This is a genomic window from Actinomycetota bacterium (assembly GCA_030682655.1).
Taxonomy (GTDB): Bacteria; Actinomycetota; Coriobacteriia; order Anaerosomatales; family JAUXNU01; genus JAUXNU01.
Genome location: JAUXNU010000099.1, coordinates 1 through 7,338 on the forward strand (window position 1 = coordinate 1; position 7,338 = coordinate 7,338).

The 7,338-nt window shown below is 63.6% G+C and carries 5 protein-coding genes; all 5 read left to right on the top strand.

Translation table 11 applies throughout. The features are described 5' to 3' along the window. The first annotated feature begins 449 nt into the window (after positions 1–449). A complete protein-coding gene (locus tag Q8K99_05715; GenBank protein ID MDP2182053.1) occupies positions 450–1,736 on the top strand; it encodes a Fic family protein in 1,287 nt (428 codons plus the stop codon). Beyond that, positions 1,729–4,134: a DEAD/DEAH box helicase family protein gene (locus Q8K99_05720; GenBank protein MDP2182054.1), complete on the top strand. Its 2,406-nt coding sequence runs from the start codon at positions 1,729–1,731 to the stop codon at positions 4,132–4,134. Before Q8K99_05715 ends, Q8K99_05720 begins: the two co-directional genes overlap by 8 nt. Positions 4,135–4,307: 173 nt before the next feature. After that, positions 4,308–5,108, top strand: coding sequence for a transcriptional regulator (locus Q8K99_05725; protein ID MDP2182055.1), 801 nt, complete (start codon positions 4,308–4,310; stop codon positions 5,106–5,108). Next, positions 5,108–6,097 carry a nucleotidyl transferase AbiEii/AbiGii toxin family protein gene (locus Q8K99_05730; GenBank protein ID MDP2182056.1) on the top strand — a complete coding sequence of 330 codons (990 nt, stop codon included), beginning with the start codon at positions 5,108–5,110 and terminating at the stop codon, positions 6,095–6,097. The genes Q8K99_05725 and Q8K99_05730 overlap by 1 nt, the downstream gene beginning before the upstream one ends. After that, positions 6,094–7,338, top strand: a 1,245-nt coding sequence (locus tag Q8K99_05735; protein MDP2182057.1) for a type I restriction endonuclease, incomplete at its 3' end; no start/stop codon positions are given. The genes Q8K99_05730 and Q8K99_05735, both read left to right, overlap by 4 nt.

Below are 7,338 nucleotides of genomic sequence, written 5' to 3' on the forward strand. Positions count from 1 at the left end.
CGCCCACAGGCGTCGACGTCTCTCATCGAACTCTCCCGCGAGCGCCCGATAGCGCTCTCCGATCGCATGCTCGTTGATCATACGATCTTACTTCGACATCACCAGCCAATCTCCTACTTGTTGTTTGACGCTTCCTAAGTCAATCTGCTGCTTGCCGACACCCAGGCGGGGCTTCAGCTCCAAGCACTTCTGCCAATTGGCGGGGAGAGGCTTCGGCTCTCTGAGCAGCCTCTCGATGTCCTTGTCCGTAAGCGTGACCGACACTGCGCGCCCCCTCCCGCTGTGACGTGCGTGCCATACACGTCGTGAGCACATTGTAGCCCTTGTCGCTGACATCGGGCACGGTTGCTGCGGCTATGCCGGCGTGTGTGTGATGGGAAGCAAAGCACAATAGCTTGAACCCTTGGTTAGGTTTAGCGTATAGACCTTACTACAGGGAGTGGGTAGCGATGGGAAGCTTCACCCGCAAGCGTTGGATCAGCGAAGTCGTCTCGGGCGTGCCGCATGCCGAGCGGCGTTCGTGCGAATACGACGCGTACCTCCCTGACCGCCTGGCTGACCGGGCGTTTCGCCTCGACGGTGCCGTCGCTGCCGACGTGGCCGACGCGGAGACCGCGATCGCGCGCCTTGACGCGAACGTCGGGACGCTCACCGACACCGAATCGCTTGCACGGATTTTGCTGCGAGCGGAGAGCGTTGCATCGTCTCGCATCGAAGGTCTCGAGATCGCGCCGCGGCGCCTGATGCGCGCCGAGGCGGTCCGCGAGATGGGCGAGGAGCCCGGCGACGTCAACGCCGAAGAGATTCTCGGCAACATCGATGCGATGCGTACTGCCTTGAATGTTGCGGACAGCGACGGGCCCTTCACTGTTGACGGGCTGTTGGAGATTCACAGGCGGCTGCTTGAGAATACCCGCCTGCGCATGCACGCGGGTCAGGTTCGCGAGGTCCAGAACTGGATCGGCGGCAACATCTACAACCCGTGCGCTGCCGCATACGTGCCCCCACCCCCTGACGCGGTGCGCGGCTTGCTCGAAGATCTGTGCGACTTCTGCAATTCGGACATGCTCCCAGCCGTCGCCCAAGCGGCAATAGCGCACGCGCAGTTCGAGACGATTCACCCCTTCGCCGATGGCAACGGACGGACCGGTCGCGCCCTCGTGCACCTGGTTCTTCGGCGCAGGGGCTTGTCGACTCATGTGCAGCCGCCGATTTCTCTGATTCTCGCGACTCGGACGCAGGACTACATTCGTGGGCTGAGTGTCTATCGCTACGACGGAGATGCTGATGGTCCTGCAGCGCATGAGGGCCTCAACACCTGGGTCGGGACGTTTGCCGCCGCATGCGTCATGGCGGTCGAGGACGTTGCGGCGTTCGAGCGTCACTGCCACGAAATCGAGCGGGAGTGGCGGGAGCGTCTCGGTCGGGTGCGGGCGGGGTCTTCGGTTGATCTGCTCGTTCGCCTCCTGCCGGGTACTCCGATTCTCAACGTGAAGAGCGCGATGCTGGCGCTCGGGCGCAGCAAGCCACAAGTGAACGATGCTGTCGCGCGGCTGACGGATGCAGGGATTCTCAAGCAGGTGACGGTGGGGCGCCGCAACCGGGCGTTCGAGGCGAGCGATGTCATCGATGCATTGGCGGATCTTGAGCTCCAGCTGGCGAGCCCCGAGGGGAACACGCTCGCGTCACCGCAAGTGCGACCGGTGTCGGGGCGAAGAGAGTACGGGAATGCCTGACTCCAGAGACGACTATTTCGAAGCACTGCAGCGTGAGAACCTCTTGCTTCGCCAGGAGAACGAACGCCTACGAGAGCGGATGCGCCTCCAGGCACCGCAGTCGGACGTGCAGCCAGCGATGACGGAACCCGAGCGTCAAGGTGCCGCCGGGGTCACCGCAGCATCCTCATCGGCCACCAAGATCGCGTTGTTCCGTTCGCTCTTCCGTGGCAGGGAGGACGTCTACGCCAAGCGATGGGAGAGCAAGGCGGGTAAGAGTGGTTACGCTCCGGTCTGCGAGAACGAATGGCGTAGCGGCGTGTGCGACAAGCGCAGCATCAAGTGCGCCGAGTGCCCTCATCGCGAACTCGTGCCGCTGGACGATCGGGCTCTCGAAGAGCACCTCACAGGGCGCAGCGTACTCGGTGCCTACCCCATGCTCGAGGATGAGACGTGCCGCTTTCTGACCATCGACTTCGATGATTCCGCTTGGCGCGACGAGGTGGCGACGGTCAGGGAGACATGCGAGGATCTCGGCGTGCCCGCGCACGTCGAGATCTCGCGCTCCGGGGCCGGTGCACACCTGTGGGCCTTCTTCTCCGAGCCGGTGGCCGCGTCGCGTGCGCGCCGTCTTGGCTCTGCGCTGTTGACCCGAGCGGCGCGTCGCCGGCGAGTGATCTCCCTCGAATCCTACGATCGCCTGTTCCCGAGTCAGGACACACTGCCGCGCGGCGGATTTGGCAACCTCATCGCTCTGCCGCTGCAACACGAGCCACGTGCCTGCGGCCGATCGGTGTTCGTCGATGCCGACTTCCTGCCGTATTCGGACCAATGGGCATTCCTCGGCGCCGTCCAGCGGATTGATGCTTCTCGACTGGAGGCACTGCTGTCGCAGATGGGAGCGGATGGCGGGGTACTCGGCGTGAGGTCATATCCCTCCGCTGAGCATGGAGGTGACACCCCATGGATCGTCGCTCCACCGCCGCCTGCGGTCCGCCCTGAGCTCGTAGGCCACGTCCCGCCGGTGATCCGCGCGGTGAGGGCCAATCTTCTGTTTGTCGAGAAGGCAGGACTACCCGATTCCCTGATCGACCAGTTCGTGCGCTTGGCCGCGTTCGAGAATCCGGAGTTCTATCGTGCCCAAGCGATGAGGCTACCCACCTACGACAAACCGCGGGTTATCGCATGCGCCCAGGAGTTCGATGGACACGTGGGCCTACCACGGGGCTGTCTGGATGAGCTCAGCGAGGTCATCCAAGGCTACGGGTCTCGGTTGGAGGTCACTGACGAGCGCGCTCTTGGTGTGCCGATCCTCGCGCGCTTTGCCGGCACGCTGCGCCCCGAGCAGCGCCGGGCGGTCAAGGCGCTACTCGGGCACGACGATGGTGTACTGAGTGCGGAGACCGCCTTCGGCAAGACGGTGGTGGCGGCCAAGATGATCGCCGAACGTGGCGTAAGCACGCTGGTACTTGTGCACCGCCGGGAGCTCATGGAGCAGTGGCGAGAACGGCTCTCCACCTTCCTTGAGATGACGGGCGAGATAGGGGTCATCGGTGGAGGCAAGAGAAAGCCGTCGGGGAGTATCGACGTCGCGGTCATGCAGTCGCTCGTGCGTCGCGGACAGGTCGACGAGATCGTCGCGGAGTATGGGCAGGTCATCGTGGATGAGTGCCATCATGTGTCGGCGTTCAGTTTCGAGGCGATACTGCGCACGGTACACGCCCGCTACGTGGTGGGACTCACGGCCACGCCGGTTCGCAAAGATGGTCACCACCCGATCATCACGATGCAGTGCGGCCCGATCCGCTTCAAGACGAGTCCCAAGAAGCAAGCTGCGGCTCGGCCGTTCGAGCATGTTGTGAAGCCGAGAAGCACGTCGTTCGGGGTGAGTGCGCTTGCGGCCGACGGCATCCAGGAGGTCTACGGGTTGCTGGCCGAGGATGGGGACCGCAACGCTCAGATTGTCGAGGACGTTGTTCAGGCCACGCGCGCCGGGCGCTCGTCACTTGTTCTCACCGAGCGAACGGCGCATCGTGACCTTCTGGCAGACGCGCTTTCGGAGAGTCTGTCGCATGTGTTCGCGCTCTCAAGTGGCGCTGGTGTTCGCAAACGCGCGGAACTCACCGCGCAACTGGCCGCGGTGCCCGAGGGCGAACCTCGCGTCCTGGTTGCCACGGGAAGGCTCGTTGGCGAGGGATTCGATGACGCGCGGCTCGACACCCTTTTCCTCGCGATGCCGATCTCGTGGCGAGGCACGCTCCAGCAGTACGCAGGGCGGTTGCATCGGCTGCATGACGAGAAGAGCGAGGTCATCATCTACGACTACGTCGACGAGATCCATCCGATACTCGGGAGGATGTGGGAGAAGCGATTGCGAGGGTATCGTGCGATGGGGTATCAGGTCGACGGAGAAGTCTAGGCGGGTGCGGCGTCGGCCGCATCAATTTCTGTTTCGGCGGAAACTATCGCACGTGATCTCGAATGTTGCTCGAGCTCGCAGGTGGTGACTCGTGAGGCGAGGGAGAGCACTTGCTACTGCGCACCATAAGTACTACTCTGAGTAGTGCTAACTGCGCGAGGAGGCAAGTCGCCATGCGTTCCGAGGAGTTCTTCGATACGCATCCGGTGTTCACGTTCGACGAATACCGCACTGCTCGTGCCGAGTCAGGCGCGACGCTCAGCACCGTCAAGAACCTCCTCGCCCGTCATGTGGTCTCGGGCCGAGTGGTCCGCGTGCGACAGGCGCTCTACGCGAGCGTGCCCAGGGGAGTGCCCGCCTCGGACTTCGCACCCGATCCGTATCTGCTCGCCACATGCCTTGCACAGGACGCCGTCGTGTGCGGGCACGCAGCGCTCCAGTTCTTCGGCAAGACGTACTCAGTGTGGGACCGGTACCACTACTTCACCGGTGATCGCAGACGCTCGCTATCCTTTCGCGGCGCCGAGTTCGTACCGGTCCAGGATCCCGCGCCGCTCCGAGGCCTCGCCGATCGAGGGGGCGGCATAGCCGAGCACGCGCATGCCGGCGGTACCGTGCGGGTGACCACGCTTGAGCGTGCGTTGGCCGATGTTCTGCACTCTCCAGAGCGCGCCGGTGATTGGGAAGAGGTGTGGCGCTCGCTCGAGATGGTCGAGTACTTCGACCTTGATGAGGTCATCGTGTATGTCATTCACCTTGGGTCTGCGATCACGGCGGCCAGGGTGGGTCTGTTCCTTGATCGGCATTCCTCGGAACTGCTTGTCGAGGCACACCATCTTGAGGCGCTCCGGGGACTGTCCCCCCGGCAACCTCGATATCTTGACGCTTCTCGCGAACCCGGTCGCCTGGTTTCGTCATGGAACCTGATCGTTCCAGAGCACCTCACGGAGCGACACTGGGAGGAACGCGGCTGATGCGGACGCACGAGCAACTGATCCGGGAGGCCGCTGCCGCGGGATTCGCACCTGAGCCTTATGAGAAGGTCGCGTGGTTGCTGGAGTTGCTTGCCGGCCTGGAGTCCCATCCATATCTGAGAGGGCGTCTCGCACTCAAGGGTGGCACCGCACTGAACGTGTTCGTATTCGACCTGCCACGGCTGTCGGTGGACATCGATTTGAACTACGTGGGGGCGGCGGACCGGGAGACCATGCTCGCCGAGCGTCCATTGGTCGAACAGGCGGTTGAGGCGGTATGCGGGCGCATGGGCTTGCAGGTGAGACGGGTACCTTCGGATCACACGGGTGGCAAGTGGCGGCTCTCGTACACGACCACGTCCGGCCGTCCCGGGACGCTCGAACTCGATCTGAACTTCCTGCTTCGCACCCCGCTTTGGCCGGTCCGGCAGATGCCGGCGAAGTGGGCGAGTGGATCTGCACCGCTCACCTATCCCGTGCTCGACATTCACGAGCTCGCCGCTGGCAAGCTTGCGGCTCTGTTTGGGCGCACTTCCGGCCGAGACGTCTATGACACAGTGAGGATCCTGGAGTCCGCGCAACTCGATCTCGAGCGGTTGCGCCTCGGTTTTGTGGTGTACGGCGCGGCGAGTCGTCGAGACTGGTGTGAGATCCGCGTCGAGGACATCGCCACGGACCCGACTGAAGTTGCGCGCCAGGTGCTTCCCATGCTACGGGGTGATGCGCGCCCTGCTGCAGGCGAGCTGGATGACTGGTTGTCCGGGTTGCTCGCCCGCGCTCGTGTCGCTCTCGAATCGGTGCTTCCGCTGGCTGATCATGAGGCCGAGTTCATCCGGCTGGTCAATGAGGAGGGCGTGCTCCGCGCGGGACTCCTGACGGGGGACCCGGGGATGCAGCGCATCATCGAAGGGCATCCAGCGCTCTTGTGGAAGGCACAGAACGTGCGACAGTATCGGGCGGGGGACGGTGTAAGGGAGGGTGTTCGGTGATCGACCGATTCACGGAGTCCGAAGTTGAGGAAGCCGCGCTCCATTGGTTCAGCGAGCTCGGATACGCCTACGCGTACGATCCTGAATTGCTGCAGGACGGTGAAACCCCGGAGCGTGACGAGCGCACGGTGTTCCTCGAGGCCCGGCTGTGCTCGGCGCTCGCTCGGCTGAATCCCAGGTTGCCGTCCTTGGCGATTGAGGATGCATTCCGCAAGCTCACGCGGGTGAGTGCGCCTTCGCTTGTGACAGCGAATCGGCTTCTGCACCGCATGGTGGTAGATGGCGTGGCAGTGGAGTACTCACGCGCCAACGGCAACATCGCTGGCGCCCAGGTGAAAGTGATTGACTTCGACAACCCTGACGCCAATGACTGGCTCGCGGTGAACCAGCTCACGGTGATCGATGGGGAGCACCACCGTCGGCCGGATATTGTCGCCTACGTCAACGGTCTGCCGCTCGCTGTGATCGAGCTCAAGAATCCAGCGGATGTGAAGGCCGATTGGCTCTCGGCTCATAGACAGCTCCCGACGTACAAGGCTGAGATTCCCTCGCTCCTGGCCTACGACGAGGCGCTGATCGCCTCGGACGGGACGACCGCGCGCATCGGCACGCTCACGGCGGGTCGCGAGTGGTTCATGCCTTGGAAGACGATTGAGGGCGATGATGTTGCGCCCGCCTCGGGGCTCGAGCTTGAGGTGCTGATCAAGGGCGTGTTCGAGAAGCGGCGCGTACTCAACCTCATCCAGCACTTCGTTGTCTTCGAAGATCCGGGCGATGGCACACTCAGCAAGAAGATGGCCGGCTACCACCAGTTCCATGCCGTGAACGCTGCGCTCGCTGATACCCTGCGTGCGAGCGGGCACGAGGGCGACCTGCCGCTTGCGGCGGAAGAGCGCGCGGCGTGGGATGGTTCACGCAAGCCCGGCGACAAGCGCATCGGCGTTGTGTGGCATACACAGGGGAGCGGCAAGTCGCTCACGATGGCGTTCTACGCCGGGCGCGTCATGCACGCGCCGGAGATGGGCAACCCTACCGTTGTGGTGATCACCGACCGCAACGATCTTGACGACCAGCTCTTCGGCACGTTTGCGCGGTGCACGGAACTTCTCGGCGAACCGCCCGTACAGGCTGCTGACCGAGCGGACTTGCGCCGCCTGCTCACGCGTGAGGCGGGCGGCGTCGTATTCACTACCGTGCAGAAGTTCTTCCCGGAGCAGAAGGGCGACACGCACCCGGTGCTC